This window comes from Terribacillus saccharophilus (genome assembly GCF_002272075.1).
In the GTDB taxonomy this organism is placed as follows: Bacteria; Bacillota; Bacilli; order Bacillales; family Amphibacillaceae; genus Terribacillus; species Terribacillus saccharophilus_A.
On the sequence record NZ_NPBJ01000013.1, the window covers coordinates 176,289 to 194,446 of the forward strand.

The following is an 18,158-nucleotide window of genomic DNA, read 5'->3' on the forward strand; positions in this document are numbered from 1 at the left end:
TTCGATGTAAAAAGCCAGCCTAATTTCAGGCTGGCTAGGAGAAGAACATGAGCAGACTCGTAACATTAGGGCGATTGTTCTCATATTATACAGCAGATAGCTATAGCAGCAATCCCGCCTTTGGCAGCCGCGCCTGGCGGGATGCTTTTTTATATCACTATTTTATTTGATAGATTTTAGCTGTTTCCGGATCATTATCATGATTACCATTAAGTTGTAAATCATCATACACGAGATTCTTCAAATTTTGTACGGCATTGTTAAATTCATGTTCTGATACTTGTTTTGTTGCAAGCAAGGAACAAAGCATTGCATATGCAATCGGCATAGTATCTACTTCTACTTTGACATCAACATCTGAATTTCCGCTATGTGCAACTTGGGATTGGTTATCGTTTCTGCTGCCTGAGAAAGGATTTTTATTTTCGTATTTTCTAATATAGCTCATTATTCTTCTCCTTTTTAATTAATATTCGAAATCGTCGTCCCACTTATCATCTTTGTCGCATTTATCGTCTTTCTTGTGGTCGTGTTTTTTGCATTTGTCGTGCTTGTCGTGCTTGTCATCTCCATCGTATTCATTATCAAATTCAACTTCATCATTTGCTGTTGCTTTAACTCTTACGTGCACATGGGAAATACCAGCTTTATAAACTTTTGCGATGTTGATGTTTTTTGATTTGCTTTCTGATTCTACGGATTCTTCTTCTACATTTACATCAACATCTAATCCTCCATTTCCATTTGATGGAGAATGACCGCCTTTCTTTTTACCTCTTCCGTTCCAATGTTTACCCATTAGAAATTCCTCCTTGTTGTTTGTAATCAGCTTACAGTTATAAGTTATGCATGGTATATCGTATGTGTATGGTGAATATGTCCAGGGGCAAACATGGAATTTGATGATATAGTGGAGAAAAGGAGGAGTGCACGATGACTTTTGATTATGTGGCATGTGCAAATGGCATTTCAATACGCCCACTGCGTAAAAAGGATTACACAAAATGGTTCAGCGGTTTCAGCAGACGTAAGCTGTCTCAGCATACTCATGATCCAGGGCTGCTCGACATGACGGATTGTACAGACTCATGGTTTGCTGCTTTAGTGGACAAGCATCAGCAGCTCGCTGCTGATGACAAAGCTTATATTTTTGCTGTATTCAGGGTGGCGGATGGCGCACATCTTGGCATGATTGATTTTTCTACATTAGCACGTGATCACTTTCAGTGGGGAAGGATCGGCTATACGATCCATAATCAATACTGGGGAAAAGGCTATGGCAAGGCCGCAGTCCGTTTGGCACTTGATACAGCAATCTCTCAGCTTCACTATCAGCGGATCGAGGCCCATATTAATTTGGATAATCCGCAATCAATTGCCCTTGCAAAAAGCGTTGGCATGCATTATGAATGCATTCGCAAAGGCTTTATTTTTGAAAACGGACAATGGACAGACCACCTCGTTTTTATCCATTCAACACAAAAATGACGGGCTTCTGCTGAAGCCCGTCGAATCGGTTACTTATTTTCTTCCTCATATTCCCTTGTCAGGTTCTCTGCTTCTTCCGGCATCCCATCATGACGCTCATAATTATCTTCATCTACTTCCTCATATACTGCCTGTTGCTCTTCACCAGCAGAATTATCATAACGGATTTCTACATACCCGCCATCCGCATATACATAAAAATTAGTAGTGTCACGAGTCAGATTCACATCATCCCCTATGTCAGAAAGATGCTCGTTCTCTAATTCTATTACTTGTTCAATCTCGGGATCATATTGTGACCCACATGCAGAGAGGATTAGTAACAAAATAGGAAAGGTTAAGAATAGTTTTTTCATGAGTAGACCTCCATCAACAACTTTTACTATCTATTAGCCTATTTGTTACTTCATTAAACTATTTGTCTGGCGGATGTTTTCTTGAGGAGAACGAATTATACAGACCAGCACTTGCCAGTCCAGCAAGGCCGCCTGCCCAAAGCCTTGCTGTGAGCTCAAAGTCTGTAAACGGATATGCTGCAGCTCCTAGCACTGCACCGACAACGAGGCTAAGCAATGCATGATAGGGTAGCAATCGGGGAAGACTCCGCTTCAGCAGTTCCATTAATGCAGTCACAATTGGGGCAAGGATCGTCGAAAATACCAGCACTTGATACATCGTTTCATTTTGAATCGGATCCATATGTAACACCTCCCTCTTGTACTGCATAATATGCGGACAAGAAGTGGCATGCTGACGACAGCAACCTAAATAAAAAGACGTCAGGCAGCAGCCTGTACGTCTGACATAATTACATCATTGATTTTGGCGGCGTATCATGAAAGAGAAATGGTGCCGGCTTGAGCTTTGGTGCACCTGCAAACGGTTCTGGCTCCGCTACGTAATTGAACTGACCTCTGCCGTCCATACTCGGTCCGCTTGCCCAACGACCTTTTGAGCTTGCATCGCCTCGTGAGAAGTTGAATAGTGTATATGCAACTTCGCTCTTCTCCAGTTTTCTCGGGAACGTCGTAGGTACGACAATATCCCCTTCACGCTCTTCTAGTTCTTTAATTGCAGCAATCCATTGATTCTGGTGCATTGTATCCCTCGCGATAAGGAAAGACAGCATATCTCGTACACCAGGATCATCTGTCATTCCATAAAGGCGTGTCACTTGCAGACGCCCTTGGGATTCGGCATTCAAATTTGCCCGGAAGTCAGCAAGGAGATTTCCACTAGAGATAATATATTTAGCATTCCAAGGATAACCTGCTGCATCCGCTGCCATAGCTCCAAGGCCAGCTACAATTCCATGTTGCGGGTTCGATCCCCCTATAATAGCATTCAGTGCGGGATCTGATTCATAAGCGTTCTTCTGATCCTCGAAAGGGGCGTCATCCAGAAGCCTCGCTATCATTGTAGCGAGCATCTCCACATGAGCCATCTCCTCAGTGCCTGTATCAAAGAGAAGATCTCTATATTTATCCTCCGCTCCTCTTGTGTTCATCCCCTGCATCAAATATTGCATCATAACGCTGATTTCACCGTACTGTCCGCCCAATACTTCCTGCAGCTGTCTTGCGAAAACCGGATCCGGCTTTGATGGCTTCGCGTGATATTGCAGTTCTTTGATGTGAAAAAACATACGCTTCCCACCTCTTTCGTTTTTATCCAACGCAGAATTATATGAGCGTCGGAACGAAAGTATGCATGTGCTTACCCATAAGGAACATACAACTTGGAAGAAAACTATAAACTTGCTTGTAACTATGAAAATAGGTAAATACGGATATTAGTTCTCCATTATTGATTCCTGCTGATTGTTACTTTTCCATATGAAGGTAATTGCGAGACCAATAATTAAAATCACCGCCGAAAATAGATATGGATAGTGAATGTTTATATCGAATAATATTCCACCAAGTGCAGGACCAATTATATTACCTAAACTTGTATATGTTGAATTCATTCCAGCTACAAAACCTTGCTCCTTGCCCGCAGTTCTTGATAGAAATGTTGTCAATGCCGGACGCAGCAGATCAAATGCAAGGAAGATAAAACACGTTACTGTCAGAACTAATAGGAAGCTAGAAATCACGGTCGAAACAACTGCTAAAACACCGCCGATAATCAAGCATAGCTGTATCAACTTCTTTTCTCCCATAACATCGACCATTTTTCCGAACAGCAGCACCTGTACAATTACACCAAAGATTGAACTAACAGTAATGATTAACGCTATGTCTTTTGGCGTAAATCCAAACTTGTGATCAGAAAACAGACTGAACACAGTTTCATATGCTGACAAACCGAATGCGAGGACAAACACAATAAAAAACGCAATGAAGTAGATTGGATTCAATGATTTTTTCAAGTCACCCAGGAAACTAGTCCCCTTTTTACTGGCTGCAATTTCAGCCAGCTGTTCCTTGGACAATGGCTCTTTTAGTATGAAAACAGATAATAAGCAAGCTAAAAATGCGATGACTGCCGCAACATAAAATGGCATTCGAATCCCATATTCAGCAATGTAACCACCAAGACCCGGTCCTATGATAAAACCTGTACTAATAGCGGCAGACAAATACCCCATCGCTTTCGGACGATCCTTATTTGTAGTGATATCTGCTACATATGCAGTAACACCAGGCATAATGAAGGAAGCACTAATTCCTCCAAGGATTCTTGATAGGTAAAGTAAAGATACATGTGTTGCCAAGCCGAAAATCAGCTCAGAAACGGCAAAAAGAAATAAACCTGCTGTAATGAGTTTCTTTCTGCCATAACGATCCACCCAGCGTCCTGCAAATGGAGACATGACCAATTGCGCCCCTGCGAATGCAGCGACAAGATAACCCATCGTCTTACCTGATAAGTGCATAATATCCATGAATGACGGCATGACAGGAATGATAAGCCCCATCCCTAAAAATGCGATAAATAAATTGCTTAATAAAATAATTAATACGGATTTTTGTTCTTTTATTGGCTTCTTCAAAACTCATTTCTCCTTTTGCTACAGAACTACGGGAAGCTCACTTAACCATTTATGCTTAACTAAACAAAATAGTTCATACAAAAGTTAAGTTAAGTTAATTAATCTATACTCATTATAATTGTTTACTTTGCTTTGTAAAGCAGTAAAAATAGCTTCCTAGCAAAATCGGCTATCACTTGATTATTTTGATAAGACGCAAACGACTTTCCGCAATAAAAATAGCAAGGCTGGCAACTGCCAAAACCTTGCTGATTAAATTTCTGCAGCAGTCAATATCCAGTTCTCTAACGCAATCTGTTTCCGCCGCCGTTGTAGTATATTTGAATCAGGCAACTACTTTATATAACTTCGTTTTGTTTTAGCGCTTCAATCTCTTGAGGCGAATAACCTAACCCTTTTAAAATTTCTTCATTATCTTCACCTAAATCGGGTGCAACTGAACGTATACTGCCAGGTGTCTTTTCAAATTTCGGGACAATACCAGGTACTTTGATATTCCCAAGTCTCGGATGCTTTACTTCTACAATATTTTCACGTGCCTTGTACTGTTCATTTTCAAATATATCAGCAATGCTCAATACTGGACTTATCGGCACGCCAACACCATCGAGCTTCTTTAATAAAGCTTCACGCGGATGATCGTTAATCCAATCTCCAACAATTTGGTTGATACTATCATTGTTCTCCAGCCGGCTTGCATTGGTATGATAACGCGTATCAGTCAGTAGATCACTACGATTCATGGCAGCTGCCAGCCGATTGAAGGTTGTATCCGTGCTCGTAACAAGTACAACCCAGTGGCCATCCTTCGTCCTAAAGGTTCCGGACGGTGAGGAATGTCCAGCTAAACCTGGTGAGCGCTCCCGGATTTTACCGAGCTGATCGTATTCGGCTACGAGAAATTCCATCATTCGAAAAACCGATTCATAAAGGGCAACATCTATCATCTGCCCCGAGCCCGATTCCTTTGTGTCTCGGTGATAGAGAGCGGTCACAGCCGCAAAGGCGACATAAATTCCGCATATATAATCTGTCAGCGAAAACGGCGGACTTACCGGGTGACGATCGGTGAACCCCTGCAAATACGTATAACCGCTGAACGCTGTCGCTGGCGTACCAAAGCCGGCCTTTTCCCGGTATGGACCTGTCTGACCATAACCCGAAACACGTATCATGATTAAATTCGGATTGATCTCTTTCAATACATCATAGCCTACTCCCCATTTTTCCAATGTGCCAGGGCGAAAATTCTCAACTAGAATATCATGTGTCGCTGCCAGCTTTTTCATTATTTCCACGCCAGCTGTCTTATGCAAATCCAGTGTTAACGATTTTTTGTTTCGTGACAGACCGGGCCAGCGCAGCGGTTCATCTCCTTTAAATGGTCCAACACTTCTTGATGTATCTCCTCGTCCTGGTATTTCGACTTTGGTAACTTCCGCACCAAAATCTCCTAATAATGCCGTCCCAAATGGGGCTGCGATCATCGTGGAGACATCCAGAATTTTTATACCTTCCAATGGTGTTGGCATATTTTGTTCCTCCTTTCTTAAGGAATTCTCACATGTGACTTTTCGCTATCTGGCGAATAAATATCATTAATATTCCACTTTCCATCTGTCGGTACAGGCTCATTTATCATAGCTACATCAATCACAACAGGTTCATTTGCTGCAATTGCTTCTTTTAATGCCCCTTTGAATTGCTCGGCATTTTCAATCTTGATTCCCTTTATGCCATATCCTTTCGCAATTGCGGCGAAGTCAGGCGAGTAGCTATTACCGTCAATTTGAAATCTCGTTCCGTATGTTGTGTCATAATGCGCCATTTCCAAACCGGCGATTGTACCAAAAGCACTATTATTCATAACAACCCATACGACTGGGATATTTTCTTCTTTTGCTGTTGCGAGCACAGAAGGATTTTGTCCGAATCCACCATCTCCTATCAGAGAAACGACTACCTTTTCCGGGGCAGCTATTTTCGCCCCAAGAGCAGCTGAACTACCGAAGCCCATCGTTGCAAAGCCGCCAGGTGTTAAGATGGAACCTGGTGTGTATATAGGAAATTGCTGTCCTACGCCGTTCTTATTCCAACCAACATCAGTTGTAAGATAGGCATCCCGTGGAAGAACATCACGAACCTCAGCCAATATACGTTCTGGTTTCATCGGGAAAGATGCGCTGTGTACATTTTTTGAAATGCGCTCGCGTAATGATTTGCGATAGGATACGATCTCTTCTTTTAATTGATGATTACGATTAATACCGTCCGGATATATGCGCTTAGCTACCCTATTTAGTGCGATGAAAGCTTTTTTCAGATCAGCAACCGCCCCGATTTCAACTGGGTAGTTACGACCGATTTCATTTGAATCTATATCAATATGAATCAATTTAGTTTTCGGAAAATGAAAGGTTACATCATCATACCAACTGCTTGAATCCGCTTCTGAAAAGCGAGTGCCTGCCCCGAAAATGTAATCAGCATTTTTTGTTTGTTCATTAATAAAGCTTGTGCCCCAGAAGCCTGTCATCCCAAGTGTCAGTTTATGGTCATCTGGCAGGACACCTTTTCCCATCAAAGAATGAGCTACCGGTATGTTCATATGCTCCACAAATTTCCGCAGCTCCTCAGCCGCATCGGCCAGCACCACGCCACCTCCGGCATACAGTACCGGACGCTTCGCATCAGCTAATTTCTCTACTATACGAGCTGCTGTTTCTTCATCTAAGGATGGTTTTTCCACTACCTGAGTGTGATGCTTGAGCAGCTTGAAGCCTTCTTCCTCAATCTCCTTCGAAAACATATCCATCGGTACGGATATGAGCACGGGGCCTGGGCGGCCGCTTTCTGCCAGCTGGAATGCTTTTTGAAGAATTTCCGGGAAAAGCTCAGCCTGATCAACACGCCACGCTCGCTTTACGAACGGACGATAGATTTCATATTGCGCGCCGTCAGCGTGCATATTTACTTCCTGGTGCGGATGTTTTCCGTAGTAATAACTCGGCACATCACCTGCGATAACAACCATAGGAGTAGAGTCTAAAGCTGCATTGGCAACTCCTGTTGCAGCATTCGTTAAACCTGGCCCTAAGTGACTCAGTACTACTGCCGCTCTTTTCGTTACTCGGGCATATCCATCCGCTGCATGCGACGCAATTTGCTCATGGCGTACGTTAATGAACTTGATAGTGCTTTTTTCTAATTCCGCCAACACAGCTATATTGGTGTGTCCGCACAGCCCGAATATATGTTTCACACCACGAGATTCTAGGTATTTGACTAACTGCTCCGAAACCAACTTTTTCATACTAAGGTATCCTCCTGGCTCTTCTGTTTTGGTTACAGCAAATCCTGAAGCACGACCATTTTCATTTCCGTCATTTCTTCTGCAGCAAATCGGGGACCTTCTCTGCCAATTCCGCTGTTTTTGATGCCGCCATAAGGCCAATGATCCAAACGGAAGTTAGATGAACCATTAACGACAACACCGCCGACCTCCAGTTCTTTTGCTGCCTTCCGGATCACTTCCAGTGAGTTTGAAAAAATGCCGGCTTGCAGACCGAACTCCGACTCATTCACTTCTTTGATTGCACCGTCCAAATCGTGATATGGCAGCACACTGACTACCGGTCCGAATACTTCCTGGCAGACAACTTTACTTTGCTTCTTCGGCCGCAGAAGAATTACCGGTTCTATGGAAGCGCCGTTCGCATTCCCACCGTGGATGAGCTCTGCACCTTCTGCCACAGCTTCATCGATCCAATTGCGGATCCGCTCTGCTGTTTGTCTATTTACGACACATCCGACATCTGTACGCTCCTCTTCCGGGTTCCCTACAATAAGCACTGCTGTACGTTCTTTTAGCTCTGCAACAAATGTCTTCAAGATCTGTTCATGAACATAAATACGCTGGACGGAAATACAGCTTTGCCCCGAATTACTGAAAGCTGTTTTCGCACAAATGGCTGCAGCCCGCTCGACATTGGCATCTTTATGAACAATGGTTCCCGCATTTCCGCCGAGCTCTAGTAACACTTTTTTCATGCCCGCTGTTTTGCTGATTTGCCTGCCACCAGGAACACCTCCGGTGAACGAAACAAGATTGACTCGATCATCCTGAACGAGCTGCTCGCCTATCTCTTTTTCACCTAGAATCATGTGGATTGCCTGCGTCGGCATACCAGCCTCCAGAAGCAATTCTACAAGTGCAGCCGCAATCAAAGGCGCTTGCGGTGCTGGCTTTAGAATGGTGACATTACCCGCAGCAAAACTTGGTCCGATCTTATGACATATCAAATTAAGCGGTGCGTTAAAAGGCGTGATAGCTGCAACAACTCCTACAGGAACACGAAAAGTTAACGCCATGGAGGATGCTCCTCGCTCTGAAGCTCCTCCCGGAATTGTCTCTCCAAAAAGTCGTTTCGCTTCCTCAGCTGACAGCTGCAATGTCTCTATGGAACGAGCAACTTCATCCCGTGTATTTTTCAGCGCCTTCCCTACTTCTTTCGCGATCAAGTTCGCAAATTCTTCCCTGCGTTCTTCCAGCAAAGCCGCAGCCCGATACAGCACCTTAGCACGGAATGCTTGTGAAAGTGCCGCAATTTGCTTTTTATTGCTACCGGCTGCTGCCAACGCCTGGTCGACTTCTGCTTTATTCGCTGTGACTTGAACGCCAACTTGTTCATTTTTATAAGGACCCAGCACCGGGATCGGTTCACGATCATCATCAATCCATACACCATTTACAAAAGGTCTGGCCTTTCGCATTCCTATCACTCCTTCTGCATATCTTCTGGCATATCTCCTGTATATTTGACGAGCTTTTCCTCATTAGGACACGGCCCTTTGATCAAAGTGCCTTGCATTAGTTCTTCATAGGCATGCGCAACGATTCCCATTCCCCGCGCGAGAGAAAAGATACCTTTTGCTGCTTCTGCCGGGATACCGAGCTCACACTGAATGGCTGCAGAAATGCCATCAACGTTAATCGTAAACGTGCGTTTTTTAACTGCTGACATCGTTTGTCGGTAATCCTCCAGAATCGAAAGATAATCTCCGGTGATTTCTCCGCTATCAATCACCTGCTGCGCCAAATCGTACAGCCTGCTAACTCGCGGATCCCGATCATGCAGCTGATGGCCAAAACCAGGCAGCTTCTTCCCTTCAGCAAGGAACTGCTGCAAGGTATCCGCCACAGCATTTTTATTAGAAGTCAGTTCAGCATTCGTTTTGTATAACAATTCCATTGCACCCTCGACAGCTCCGCCATGAATGTCTCCAAGCATATTAATTCCAGTTGCAACTGCCGAATTAAAACTAACACCGCAAGTAGCTGCCATTCTTGCTGCCGCTATGGAAGGTGCGCGCGGACCATGATCCGCACCAGCTACAAGCACACTTTCGAATAATTTAGCTTGCTGTTCAGTTAGTTCCTTGCCGACCAGCAGAAAGAATAACATTTGGCTGTAAGATACATTTCCAATCAGATCCTCAATTCGTTTTCCACGATGAATAATTGAATCTTTCTTTATGTCACTAATCTCTGTTTCCCACCAGGCGCCGCCATTTTTATAGTGCTCCAACGCACTTCGTCCACTCATATACTCACCTCTCAAAAAATCAATCTTGTACACTAGTATATGTTCACGTCATCCAGATTCAGACTGATATATTCCTTTGCCGATTGTAAGCATCTTCTTGCATATTCCTCGAATCCTAATTCCTTTGTTCGCTGCAAGTGAGGTATCTCTAAAGAATATGGGATCTTCGGAATCTCCCGTAATATCTCTTTGATAGGAATACCGCCTTCTCCAATATAGAGGCGTTCCTCTCTCATTATCTGGATCATTTGTTCTCTAGATGCTGGGATCTCTTTGCTTGCATCACATAAGTGAAACATATGAAACCAATTAGCAGGTATTTTTTTGAGATCGTTTACATTTTCCTTTGAACGATGAAAGTGATGACTATCAATCATCAGTCCTGCATTATCCTGAGCAGCGGCGGTCAGCATGGTGACCGCCTGCGCTAACGTCGCAATGGATGCCACAGGAACAAATTCCAATTCGATCGATAATTGATATGTTTTTGCTAATTCACATAATTGGATAAACCGATCTGTTGCAAATACCAGATCATCTGTCCAAACACTGCAAAGCACATGCCGGGCTCCCAATTCAGCTCCAACTTCAAAAGCTGGTTCGTACTGTTTCGGATCCATACCATCCACTATTTTGGCCAGCTCTATATCTAACACTTGGATACCAGTTTCACGAAGTGCTGTTTTTGTTTGTCTCAGCATTTTCTTGTTGCTAGCCAAGTTATAATCCGGTTCATTTTTCAGTCCCATACAAATCGGTCTGATACTTACAAAATCAAAGCCTGCCCTGGCTGCAATATAAGTGAGTGTTGGGGGAGGACATGCTAATGCTGTCAGATGCGCTAAAGAAAATTGATCCTTCAAAGTGATCAACCTTTCTGTTTGTTCATTTCTCTGAGCAAATCGGTCTGATTTGCTAGCTGTTGTTTACTTCCCGCCTAACAGGAGCAGTGCTATTTCCGGAATGAGGATAACTAGTATTAGAGCAACCAGCATGACTGCAATATAAGGAACGATAGCTTTTGAGATTTTCATAATCGGCAAGCTGGAAATTTCACTGGCAACGAATAAATTTACGCCGATAGGAGGTGTGATGAAACCGATGACCAGCGTCAAAATAATTATCATCCCATAATGGACTGGATCAAATCCCAGTTCGACTCCAACGGGTATCAATAGCGGTGTGAAAATAATGATTGCTGCCGTTGTATCCATAACCATTCCGATGAAAAGCAGCATGATTACAATAAGTGACATGAGAATAACAGGATTATCGGAAATGGATAGCATTCCATTGGCAATTCGGCTTGGCATTTGTTCAATGATCATGATTTTACCGAATGCTGTAGCAGCTCCAATGATCAGCATAATGGTCGCTGTCGTCAATGCAGCATTCCGAAACACTTCGTACAAGTCTTTAAGTCGCAATTCTTTATACAGGAAGACTCCCGCTATTAATCCGTACACAACTGCGACAACTGCTGCTTCTGTTGGCGTAAAGAACCCGCCATAGATTCCGCCTAATATGATCACAGGTACAAGCAGTGCCCATTTAGCATCCCAGAAAGCACGTATCACGCGCTTTAACGAGAAAGCTTCTCCGGTTCCGCTGTATCCTTTTTTCTTGGCATAAAAATAGACATAGACCATTAAGAGAGCGGCAATAAGAATACTCGGCAGCACACCTGCAATAAATAAATCGCCAACCGAAGTGCCACTTGCTACGCCGTACACAATCATCGGAATACTCGGGGGAAGGATTACTCCCAGTGTTCCTGCAGCAGCCACTATGCCAGCTGCGAATTGCTTGCTGTAGCCTATCTGGACCATGGCAGGAATCATGATTCCTCCTACCGCAGCGACTGTAGCCGGTCCTGAACCTGATATTGCAGCGAAAAAGAGACATGTGATAATCGTCGTCATCGCAAATCCGCCGGCTACATTCCCAACTACCGACTCTGCTACCTTGATCAATCGTTTTGAAAGTCCTCCCTTCCCCATGATTTCCCCGGCTAATATAAAGAACGGGACGGCCATGATCGGAAAGGAATCTACAGAAGTAATTAACCCCTGAGCCAAAAACGACAGTGACATATCTTGGGCGAAAAGCAGCGTAGCGATGGAAGACAAAGCTAGTGCAATACCAATCGGGACGCTTACTAACAGTAAGAGACCAAAGCTGCCAAACATAATGATTGCAGACATTTCTCACTCTCCCAATATCGTATTTCCAGCATTAATATACAGACGTTTGTTCTTCTTCAGGCAGCTTATCCCCGCCTCCGCCGCGGAGCATATGGATGTGCTGCAGCAGCTGCTGTATGATACGTAAGGATGTCAGCAGCATGCTGACGGGTGCAGCCATATAGACAAGCCCCATATTTACTTCCAAAGCAGGTGAACGCTGCCCCCATAGCAAGATTTGGGTACTGATCTTACCTCCATAAACTAACAGGAATAACGCGAATAACAGAAATAACAAATTCACGATGATATGGAGGACTACCTGCTGCTTTCCTTTCAGCACTTGTAAAATCGCGTCTATCTTGATATGCCGCTGCTTTTTAACCCCATAGCTTATTCCGATAAAAACAAGCCAGATAAAGCAGTAACGCGCCAACTCTTCCGACCATCCAATAGACGATCCCAAGATAAAACGCATCATAATTTGAGCTGAAATAATGACGACCATTACAGACAGCAAAAAAACCATTATGCTTTCTTCCGCGTACCGGTTCAACCATCGAATAGGCTTCATAGGAACCCCCTTAGATCTATCAATTGGTTTCTGCCTCTATCTGTTTTAACCACTCATCTCCATACTTATCTATATATCTCTCACGAACCTGACTAGTTGCTTCACGAAAACGCTCCAGCTCTTCTTCACTTAACTCTGTAACCTTCATACCCTTCTCTTTCACGATTGCGAAACTATCTTCTACTTCCTGCTGATTCATTTTCCGCTGCTCCTGCTGTACTTCATCAGAAATTCTCTGTACAGCTGCTTGTTCTTCTTTCGTCAATGACTCCCAAAAAGGTTTACTAACCATGAATGGACTCGCATTGTAAATGTGATTGGTCACAGTCAGATGATCCTGTACTTCATAGAAATGACTGTTTACCACATTTCCCACCGGATTCTCCTGGGCATCCACAGTTCCTTGCTCCAGCCCAATATATAATTCACCGTAGTTCATCGGAGTCGGATTGGCGCCCAGTTCACTCCAAAGCTCCATATGCCATTCGTTTTCCAACGTTCGAATATCCAACCCTTTGACATCGTCCACCGTCTTGATTTCACGCACATTATTGCTAAGCATTCGGAAACCATTTTCCCAATAATTCAACCCAATTACGTTTTGCTCGTTTAGTTCATCCAGTAGACGGTCTCCAACGTCCCCGTCCAATACCTCATAAGCCTCCTCCTCATTTGCAAACAAAAATGGAAGCTCAAACACGTTGAATGAATCGGCAAATTGGGCGATAGGACCTGTTGACATAGAAGCTCCCTGAATCGTATTCAGCTGCATTCCTTCAAACACTTCTCTGTCTCCGCCAATAACACTGTTTGTATACACCTCTACATCAATGGAACCATCCGTTTCTTCTTCCAGTCTTTCTTCAAATAAATACAGTGCCTTACTCAAAGAACGATCATCTGGCGTAGCGTTTGCAAGGCGCATCACTTTCACTTCATCCTTGGACGAAGAACCATTGCAAGCGCTTACAAATATCACTACAATAATCAGTGATAAGAACAGAAACAATTGTTTCATCCAACCCCCACTTTCTCCTGAATGGAACGATTGTGCTTATTTACCTTTACTCTCTCACAGTGTCACCCTTCTCTTCTCACGAATGGACAGATTGATTGCCTCTAGTACTTCCAGCGTTCTTAACCCTGCTTCTCCGGGTACTCGCGGCATAATCACCCCTTTCATTACATCCTCAAAGTGCTCTAATTCGGCTGCTATCGGATCAACAATATCAGCAGGCACAAATTGCTGTTCAATCAAAGGATGCTTCCAGCCATACTCCTCCTCACAGTATTGATAACAGCGAAAGCTTGGAAAAGCCAAACTCCCTTTTGTGCCGAAGAAGTGATAGCAATCCTCATTATAAAAGTGATAGATTGGGTTCTCCTTCACATTGAACTCATAAGACCAAGGAGACGGCACACCGTCGGTCAGAAAGTAGTGAATAACTGTCCCATCTTCTGCTTCTAATATTGCAGTCACTACATCCTCCACCTCTGCAGAACGAATCTTGTTCCGCCCAACAGCGTAAGCGCTTTCAATTTTCAAATCGGTAACATAGAGCAAATTATCCAGGTCATGAATGCCATTGATTAAAAGCGGTCCGCCTCCTGCTTTTACACGCCAGGCTTCCTTGTAGTAATCCTGGTTTTTGGCAAGGGCCCATGTCATATTTACACTGACTAAATCACCTATGACATCACTTTTCAGCAAGTGCTTCAAGTGATTGATCTTTGCAGAAAAACGTCGATGATGACCTACTAAAAGCTTTACCTGCTTCTTCTGACAATAATCGATCATCTCTTGAGCAGCATCCATTGTATCTGCAATCGGTTTTTCCACCAAACAATGCAATCCTTTATCAGCACAATATTTAACAGCTTCCTTGTGAAGGTGATTCGGCAATGTAATAATCACCCCATCCAAGAGACAATTATCAATAAGCTCCTTATAATCCTCGTATAGTGGCACATCCAGTTCCTTTGCCCGCTCTTTTGCACTTTCATTATTGCCAGCAACTGCTGCCAGTGTAAGTCCAGGCGTCTTCTTCGCCTGCTGCGCAAGTGTATACCCATGATTCAGTCCTAGTACCGCAATTTTCATACCGTTATTCTCCTTTTGGCATACTAGTATACAAGTTAGGCATCACACAAAGCTCCTCAGCTAAAAGTGAGCATCAAAGTATTCTGCATACTTTTCCATTATGTCGCCATAGTGACTGGCTGCTGTGTCCAGATGCTGATTCAGCCTTTGCGCAACTCCGTCTGCATCATTTTTTTGGATCAGCGCAATTAAATCCTCGTGATCATGTATGACACGCTGCATTTCCCTCGTCTCAAAGAATTCCAAGTAGCGGATTCTATTCACATGTCCTCTAATTTGACGTACAACAGAAGCTAAGGTCTGATTACCGCATATTTCAAGGATTTTATCGTGAAATACCTCATCATGCTGATAAAAAGCAGCGACATCCTGACTTTTAGCAGCTGCCCTTTGCTGATCCATAATATGCATTAAATCAGCCTTATACATATTCACTTGTGCATCAGCTTCATCCCATTTGACAGCAGCTTCCCGAAAAGCAACACCTTCCAGACTCTTTCTAACCTGAAAAGCTTCCTGCACCTTTTTTTTCGAAACATATTTCACCTTGATACCTTTTTGGGGAATAATCTGCAGAAACTCTTCTGAAGCCAGCATTTGAATCGCTTCCCTGACAGGCGTTCTGCTTAATCCTAGTTCTTCCGCAATCGTGCTCTCATAAATCATCTGTCCCGGCTTGTAAGCTAGCGTTATAATTTTGTTGTATAAGTATTGATACACCTCATAGGCTAATGTCTTACGCTGGACAGTAAACTTGTTCATGCTCATCATCTCTTTATCATCTGGATTGTTTGAATTGAAAATGATACTAGTATACAAATAAGTAATTACGCTCCATGCTTCCACTGTATGCTTCTGGTTGAGATATAATTCCTGATTCCAAGCATAAATATCCAAGAAAAAAACTATCCCCTAGAATAAAGGAGATTAGGCTGATATCTCTTGAATCAAATAAGAACCATCATACGTATGAACCAGTTAAACGTATAAATCTGCCTTAAATTGTGTGAAGTGAAAGGAGATTCTTATATTGATTACCGGTAAATCTGTTTTTTTAAGAGCAATTGAAGAAAAGGACTTTATAAGCATTTCAAAAAGTTTTCAAGATGAAGAGATATTATATATGACTGGTACACGCACCATACTAAATATGGAACAGATTAAGATAGCTCAAAGAAAGTTCAGCAACGATCCTACACGCTATGATTTTGCTATTTGTTTACTAGAATCAGGACAAATTTTAGGTGACTTATCAATAAGCGAAATGGATCTCGACAATAAAAAAGCAAAGTTTCGAATAGCATTGCATACTAAAGAAAATCATGGGCACGGATATGGGACTGAGGCAACTAAACTTGCTTTAAGATTTACGTTTGAGGAATTAAAACTGAATCGATTAGAATTACAGGTTTTTTCTCACAACATTCGCGGCATAAGAGCTTACGAAAAAGCAGGTTTTAAAAAGAAGGCATACTGAGACAAGCACTATTTATGAACAACACTTACTCCGATGAAATAATAATGAGTGTAATAAAAAAGATTATGATCTAAACGATAGTTAATCACAAAAAACAGCAAGAGCGGCAGACGTGGTACCGGAAACCAATTTTTAATTATAAGCAGATAACATAAGGTTTCATCAATCTGCTTTTCCTTGTTTCAGCGCACGTCATACATCGTTAACTTACATTACTTACTCTTTAAGTTGGCTCAGTATGTTAGCCTTTTGGTTTGCAATTAGGTTTGCAAATATCATTAGCCATTTTCATCAGTGTTTCCACCTCAAGAAGCTTGCAATTCGTAGCACTTTGAGCATCAAGCGCTTTCGACTGCAAGTTCATCTTGACAGCCATTACTTCCCTTATTCTTTCCAAGCACCAACTTATGCGAAATGCTTTTTTATTATTGACCCACCGAGAGGAAAAGCTGAGATTGAGAAGTCAATACATGATTCAAAGAAAATACAGAATCAAGAATTCAATTCCCGACTGTTTCGGTTTCAACAAACCGCATTAATCTCGGTTAAATCAAGCAGGCCGCGCGCTCCCAACTCCAGATGCTCCCCTCGTTAACCAGGCATCCTTCACAGTCGTGCAAAATCAAGCGAGTACGTCTTGATAAGGGAAGGCGCTTCTCCCAGAGAACTTTTTGCCTCTGAGAAAATGTTACTATTGCTGCAAATTAAAAAAGGTACCCAGTTTGGTACCTTTTTTGTCCGGTTGCTGTCAAAATATTTTTTTTCAAGTTTTCAGGGATTTATAATAATTACATTATTAAAACATCCTCAATATTCTAATCTATAAAAGCGTAACTATTCACTATTAATATGTGAAATTTAGCAAATATATGTAAATACATGTCATTATTTTTATACTATTACACTCGAAACTATTTGAGAAAAGGTAGTGTTTTATTAGTGCGATTTTATTTAAAAGTAATTCCAGTGTTTCTTAGTCTTGTACTTCTTATAAGTGCAGTTTTACCAGGTTTTGCAGATGCTTCAGCAAGTACTAATGTAATCGACAACTCCAAATACATACAAGATGAATCTTCATACCTCAACGAAGAAAGTGAGTTAGCAGAAGAGGAATTACCCGAAGAAATAATCGAACTTGAAGTAGAAATCGATAATTACCTTAGCGAGTTTAATTATTCTGAACAAGATTTTGAGAATATGAGTGAGGAAGAATTTGAACAAGCATATGAAGATATCTATAACAGCTCTGAGTTTCTGACATTAGAAGAGGAATATAATAAGGAATACGCTGAATATGAGAAAGAACAGGAAGCTGGAATGATGAAGCCTATGATAGTTCCAATCCTTGTCCCAATTGCTGCAGCAGCTGGTAGATTTGCTATACAAGCAGCCGCCAAACACGGAACTAAAGTTGCTTCAAAATATCTGAAGAACAAACTTAAAAAAGTCGGAAAAAACTATAAGTTATATTGGAACGAAAAAAACAGAAATGGGAAAATTACTTCACTACTTAAAATTCAGCATAAGCCATCAAAACAAATGATATTTAGAGTTGATAATGGAACAATCCCCTTAAAACCTGGCTCTTCAAGCTGGTATTGGCACTATCACATTGCTAGTGGTAAAAATGGAATGAGCCAACATTATTCATTAAGATCATTAGTTCCTTCAAAACATAAACCAAAATCCAATACAACACTATATTAAGAAAGAAAAAGAGGAGAGTGAAAA

General features: G+C 42.3%; 18 protein-coding genes and 1 pseudogene. 3 read left to right on the top strand and 16 right to left on the bottom strand.

All coding sequences use genetic code 11. The features are described from left to right. Positions 1-157 precede the first annotated feature (157 nt). Positions 158-448: a hypothetical protein gene (locus tag CHH48_RS07015; RefSeq protein ID WP_176466381.1), complete on the bottom strand. Its 291-nt coding sequence runs from the start codon at positions 446-448 to the stop codon at positions 158-160. A gap of 18 nt (positions 449-466) precedes the next feature. Then, on the bottom strand, positions 467-799 hold the full coding sequence (locus tag CHH48_RS07020) for a hypothetical protein (protein WP_095218429.1): 333 nt from the start codon (positions 797-799) through the stop codon (positions 467-469). A gap of 134 nt (positions 800-933) precedes the next feature. Between CHH48_RS07020 and CHH48_RS07025 the strand changes: the two genes are divergently transcribed. Then, positions 934-1,488 carry a GNAT family N-acetyltransferase gene (locus CHH48_RS07025; protein ID WP_095218430.1) on the top strand — a complete coding sequence of 185 codons (555 nt, stop codon included), beginning with the start codon at positions 934-936 and terminating at the stop codon, positions 1,486-1,488. Positions 1,489-1,517: 29 nt separating this feature from the next. Here the strand turns inward: CHH48_RS07025 and CHH48_RS07030 are convergent, their stop codons facing one another. The 14 genes from CHH48_RS07030 to CHH48_RS07095 form a co-directional block, all read right to left on the bottom strand. Next, entirely contained in the window at positions 1,518-1,844 is a 327-nt protein-coding gene (locus CHH48_RS07030; RefSeq protein WP_095218431.1) for a hypothetical protein, read from the bottom strand. A 58-nt stretch (positions 1,845-1,902) separates the two neighbouring features. Continuing rightward, positions 1,903-2,187: a holin gene (locus CHH48_RS07035; RefSeq protein ID WP_428848878.1), complete on the bottom strand. Its 285-nt coding sequence runs from the start codon at positions 2,185-2,187 to the stop codon at positions 1,903-1,905. 109 nt (positions 2,188-2,296) lie between these two features. Next, a complete protein-coding gene (locus CHH48_RS07040) occupies positions 2,297-3,133 on the bottom strand; it encodes a manganese catalase family protein (protein ID WP_095218432.1) in 837 nt (278 codons plus the stop codon). A gap of 147 nt (positions 3,134-3,280) precedes the next feature. After that, on the bottom strand, positions 3,281-4,486 hold the full coding sequence (locus CHH48_RS07045) for an MFS transporter (protein ID WP_095218433.1): 1,206 nt from the start codon (positions 4,484-4,486) through the stop codon (positions 3,281-3,283). Positions 4,487-4,824: 338 nt separating this feature from the next. Further along, positions 4,825-6,018, bottom strand: a complete 1,194-nt coding sequence (locus CHH48_RS07050) for a CaiB/BaiF CoA transferase family protein (protein WP_095218434.1) — start codon at positions 6,016-6,018, stop codon at positions 4,825-4,827. 17 nt (positions 6,019-6,035) lie between these two features. After that, positions 6,036-7,799: a thiamine pyrophosphate-binding protein gene (locus CHH48_RS07055; RefSeq protein WP_095218435.1), complete on the bottom strand. Its 1,764-nt coding sequence runs from the start codon at positions 7,797-7,799 to the stop codon at positions 6,036-6,038. A 32-nt stretch (positions 7,800-7,831) separates the two neighbouring features. Continuing rightward, complete coding sequence (locus tag CHH48_RS07060) at positions 7,832-9,259, bottom strand: aldehyde dehydrogenase family protein (RefSeq protein WP_175073690.1); 1,428 nt, start codon at positions 9,257-9,259, stop codon at positions 7,832-7,834. Positions 9,260-9,264: 5 nt separating this feature from the next. Then, a complete protein-coding gene (locus CHH48_RS07065) occupies positions 9,265-10,092 on the bottom strand; it encodes a citryl-CoA lyase (protein WP_095218436.1) in 828 nt (275 codons plus the stop codon). Between the two features lie 32 nt (positions 10,093-10,124). Then, the gene (locus CHH48_RS07070) at positions 10,125-10,955 is read right to left on the bottom strand and encodes a sugar phosphate isomerase/epimerase family protein (protein WP_095218437.1); all 831 of its coding nucleotides are present in this window, start codon (positions 10,953-10,955) and stop codon (positions 10,125-10,127) included. A 63-nt stretch (positions 10,956-11,018) separates the two neighbouring features. Next, positions 11,019-12,296, bottom strand: coding sequence for a TRAP transporter large permease (locus CHH48_RS07075; protein WP_095218438.1), 1,278 nt, complete (start codon positions 12,294-12,296; stop codon positions 11,019-11,021). Positions 12,297-12,327: 31 nt separating this feature from the next. Continuing rightward, positions 12,328-12,849, bottom strand: a complete 522-nt coding sequence (locus CHH48_RS07080) for a TRAP transporter small permease (RefSeq protein ID WP_095218439.1) — start codon at positions 12,847-12,849, stop codon at positions 12,328-12,330. A gap of 19 nt (positions 12,850-12,868) precedes the next feature. Continuing rightward, a complete protein-coding gene (locus CHH48_RS07085) occupies positions 12,869-13,867 on the bottom strand; it encodes a TRAP transporter substrate-binding protein (protein ID WP_095218440.1) in 999 nt (332 codons plus the stop codon). A 54-nt stretch (positions 13,868-13,921) separates the two neighbouring features. Beyond that, positions 13,922-14,950: a Gfo/Idh/MocA family protein gene (locus tag CHH48_RS07090; protein WP_095218441.1), complete on the bottom strand. Its 1,029-nt coding sequence runs from the start codon at positions 14,948-14,950 to the stop codon at positions 13,922-13,924. 60 nt (positions 14,951-15,010) lie between these two features. Further along, entirely contained in the window at positions 15,011-15,847 is an 837-nt protein-coding gene (locus tag CHH48_RS07095; protein WP_095218442.1) for a GntR family transcriptional regulator, read from the bottom strand. 130 nt (positions 15,848-15,977) lie between these two features. Between CHH48_RS07095 and CHH48_RS07100 the strand changes: the two are divergent. After that, positions 15,978-16,501 (top strand): annotated as a pseudogene (locus CHH48_RS07100) (GNAT family N-acetyltransferase). An 865-nt stretch (positions 16,502-17,366) separates the two neighbouring features. Continuing rightward, complete coding sequence (locus tag CHH48_RS07105; RefSeq protein ID WP_095218443.1) at positions 17,367-18,134, top strand: hypothetical protein; 768 nt, start codon at positions 17,367-17,369, stop codon at positions 18,132-18,134. Positions 18,135-18,158 lie beyond the last annotated feature (24 nt).